Annotated in this window: 4 protein-coding genes; 1 reads left to right on the top strand and 3 read right to left on the bottom strand. The window is 47.0% G+C overall.

What is annotated here, in order from left to right; translation table 11 throughout:
- Positions 1-161 precede the first annotated feature (161 nt).
- From JGK11_RS32585 to JGK11_RS32575, 3 genes are all read right to left on the bottom strand, one after another.
- Complete coding sequence (locus JGK11_RS32585) at positions 162-647, bottom strand: regulatory protein RecX (protein ID WP_293187176.1); 486 nt, start codon at positions 645-647, stop codon at positions 162-164.
- A gap of 90 nt (positions 648-737) precedes the next feature.
- Positions 738-1,145: an AbrB family transcriptional regulator gene (locus JGK11_RS32580; RefSeq protein ID WP_293187175.1), complete on the bottom strand. Its 408-nt coding sequence runs from the start codon at positions 1,143-1,145 to the stop codon at positions 738-740.
- Between the two features lie 299 nt (positions 1,146-1,444).
- Positions 1,445-1,846: a hypothetical protein gene (locus JGK11_RS32575; RefSeq protein WP_293187174.1), complete on the bottom strand. Its 402-nt coding sequence runs from the start codon at positions 1,844-1,846 to the stop codon at positions 1,445-1,447.
- Positions 1,847-2,247: 401 nt separating this feature from the next.
- On the opposite strand from JGK11_RS32575, the gene JGK11_RS32570 reads away from it, so the two are divergent.
- Complete coding sequence (locus JGK11_RS32570; RefSeq protein ID WP_293187173.1) at positions 2,248-2,742, top strand: hypothetical protein; 495 nt, start codon at positions 2,248-2,250, stop codon at positions 2,740-2,742.
- Positions 2,743-2,820 lie beyond the last annotated feature (78 nt).

The raw sequence follows: 2,820 nt of genomic DNA, 5'->3' as shown, positions 1-2,820 counted from the left end.
TTAACGAGTTGTGGACTTCCTTCTCGACCTTAACAGGCTGGCTAGTACAGACAGAACTGCGGTTTACAAACCGGATAATTGAGCCTTGGTTTTCGGCATTGCAGATATTATCTCAATTCTAGACTTATCTTGTCCAGCGAGCTTTGACTAAGTTTAGATAACTATTTCGCCCTGTAAGTTAACCCTTCATCTTCTTCTGTTTGCCACTGCCGCAAAAGTTCAAAAGCATTAAAGCCCCTGTATTGCAGGTAGTTCAAGACTTTGCCCTTGGTTTTCGGATCTACTTTACTCCAAGCATCGATCTTGTATTTCCGCATGACTTTGGCTTTTAATTCGGCGAGTTTTGCGGCTTCCGAGTCCAGATTTTCGGCAATTTCTTCCTCCCAGACTTGCTCGAACAAATCGCTAGTAATTCCTTTTTGCAGGCACTTGCGCTTGATGGCCGATTTCCCGTATTTGCCCGTAGCAGAGGCGATCGAGTTTGCCACCAAGCGAGTGTCAGACTGATAGCCCCGGTCTTGAATTTGCGCGATCGCCTCCAATATTTCCTCATTGCCAAAACCTTTCTCTTGCCCCTTTTTGCGAAGTTCAGAGGCACTGTAGTCTTTGCGGGACAAGAGAAAATAGAAATAGTCAAGACAGCTCATCAGTTAAATCGAAGGTTGGCGCGCAAATACTTCTGTAGCGAATATCAAATCCAGTCGCCTTGCTATCGGCAGACTGCATCGCGATCGCCTCTATTCTTCTGTATCCTCCTCTTCTTCCACTTCCACTTCCGGTCTGTCCACATCGATCTGAATCAAGCGAATGTGCTTGTATCCGAGTTTAATTTCAAACTCGTCACCTGGCTTTAATCCCATTTCTTGGGTATAATTTGCCCCGATCACGATCGAGCCATTCTTGTGAACGCTAGCGCGATAACTCGCTTCTCGTCCGCGTCCGTCTGCTTTCGACTTCTCTAGCTCAATTCCCTTAGCAGCTAACACTGCATCGTAAAACTCAGCCAAGTTAATCCGGGTTTCTCCACTTTTGCTGACGGTGAAGTAGCCGCAAAGCTTTGCAAGTTCTCTGCGCGGCAAATCGCTGCCTTTGATTTTTTGAAGCAGACCTTTTCCTGTTAAGGGTGCTGTAGCTGTTTCTGCCATTGACCGTACCTCGCTTATTGGACTTTACTTATATCAATTACAACACATTAGATTAACTTTGTTTCACTGTCAATACTAAGAATTCGGAATATAAGATTCTGGGTAAATTTTTGCGGTCTCAAAACCGGGGGTGTAAGTAAGGATACTCGAAGGCAGATCTATTTGCCTTCGAGCAGGTGATGCTTGCCTAAGCGTCAAGGGCGCGATCGCGGGAGGAATTATTGTCGCAAATTAAATGCTTTACTTTTTTACAGTAAAGTCTGTTCCCAACTTTCACCAATCCCCGATCCAGTCTGCGGTCAAGGTAAAAACCAAAGCACCGATGAATGAAAATACCTAGGGCGCGACACAGGCAAATCTGCCGCCAGCCTTGTTACCGGCGCGGGGTTAAATTTTACCTCAACAAGGCGAGGCAGCACTTGTTCTCGATGCCGCTGCCACCTACTTGTAAACCCTGTTTTTCGGGCAGCGAATCCCCTCAAAACCCCAAATACCGAAGAGCAATCTTCTACTAAGGTGTTCGGCATATATAGCCCATCCACCCTGACGGTTAGGACGCTCTTAATGGCCCTTTCCCCATGGAGTCGATTGCTTCTGACTTCTGAGTTCAGACTTCTTTTTACCCCCCGAGCGCAGCCTTTATCGCCTTCTTCCTTCTCCGTTCTTCCTTCTTCCTTCTTCCTTCTTCCTTCATTCAACATCTGCTATAATTTGCACACAACGCAGTCCGGGGAAGGCAATCCGGTAAAAAAATCAAGGAAATTTCACCTGTTCGTTGAAAGGGTTTTCGCTAAAAACCGATTGAATGGGCGTGGCGGCAGAAACATCGTGCAGCCACCACCGGAGGAATTAGCTGCTGCACCAAAAACATTAGATCTCTTACAAAAATACAAAGCACCACACCCCAGCCCTCCCCGCGAGTTCGGGGAGGGGGTAAGATTATTCTTGTTTCCCCCCGAAGTTCGAGGGGACTTGCGGGGGGTAAATTTGACTTTTGCAAGAGTTCTATTGTCTGTGATGTTCGAGGGGGAGAAGCGGATGGGGGGGACAAGAACAAGGAATAGGGAATTAAAATATACAATTTATAATGTTGTAGAGGGATTTGTTTCATCGCGCGATCGGGCTGCGCCACTCTTCAACCTTCGCTACTTTCTCAGTGGACTCCGAGGGGGCGATCGGGAAAATCGCCCTCGGAGGGCCACAAGCCAGAGAATTTGACGTTATTTTGACAGGGCAATTGAAAAAGACCGACTTAAATGCAGTACAGCTTAAATATTGGTTTCAACACAAATTAGCACTTACCGCTCATCAACCCGGTTTCTACCCAAAATCAGAAGCTGGGAAATTTGCGTATCTAGGAAGAAACCGAGTTTTTCGTCAAGAGAGTAGGCGCCCAACTGTCGATCGAGCATTCGTCCCAGATGCGATCGAGCAGCAGCCGATCGCGAATTGCCAAGGACAACCGCAGTTAATTTCGCTCCCAAGCAAGCGAGCCCAAACTCAGCTCCGGGCGATCGGTTGTTGCTTCTGGGTTAGGAACTGTAACTTAATTTATGGACAAAGCTACCCATCCTTAACTATTTGGGTAGCTTTTTGAGCAAATTGTGGCGGCGCGAGACTATTTGCCCGTAGTTCAATTTGTTTTTGCCTCCGTGCCATTGGATGACAGATGTGG

The sequence above is a fragment of the Microcoleus sp. PH2017_34_RAT_O_A genome, from assembly GCF_020737885.1.
Lineage (GTDB): Bacteria > Cyanobacteriota > Cyanobacteriia > Cyanobacteriales > Microcoleaceae > Microcoleus.
Note: the sequence above shows the minus strand (reverse complement) of the source record. Positions and strands in the feature narration are given on the sequence as shown.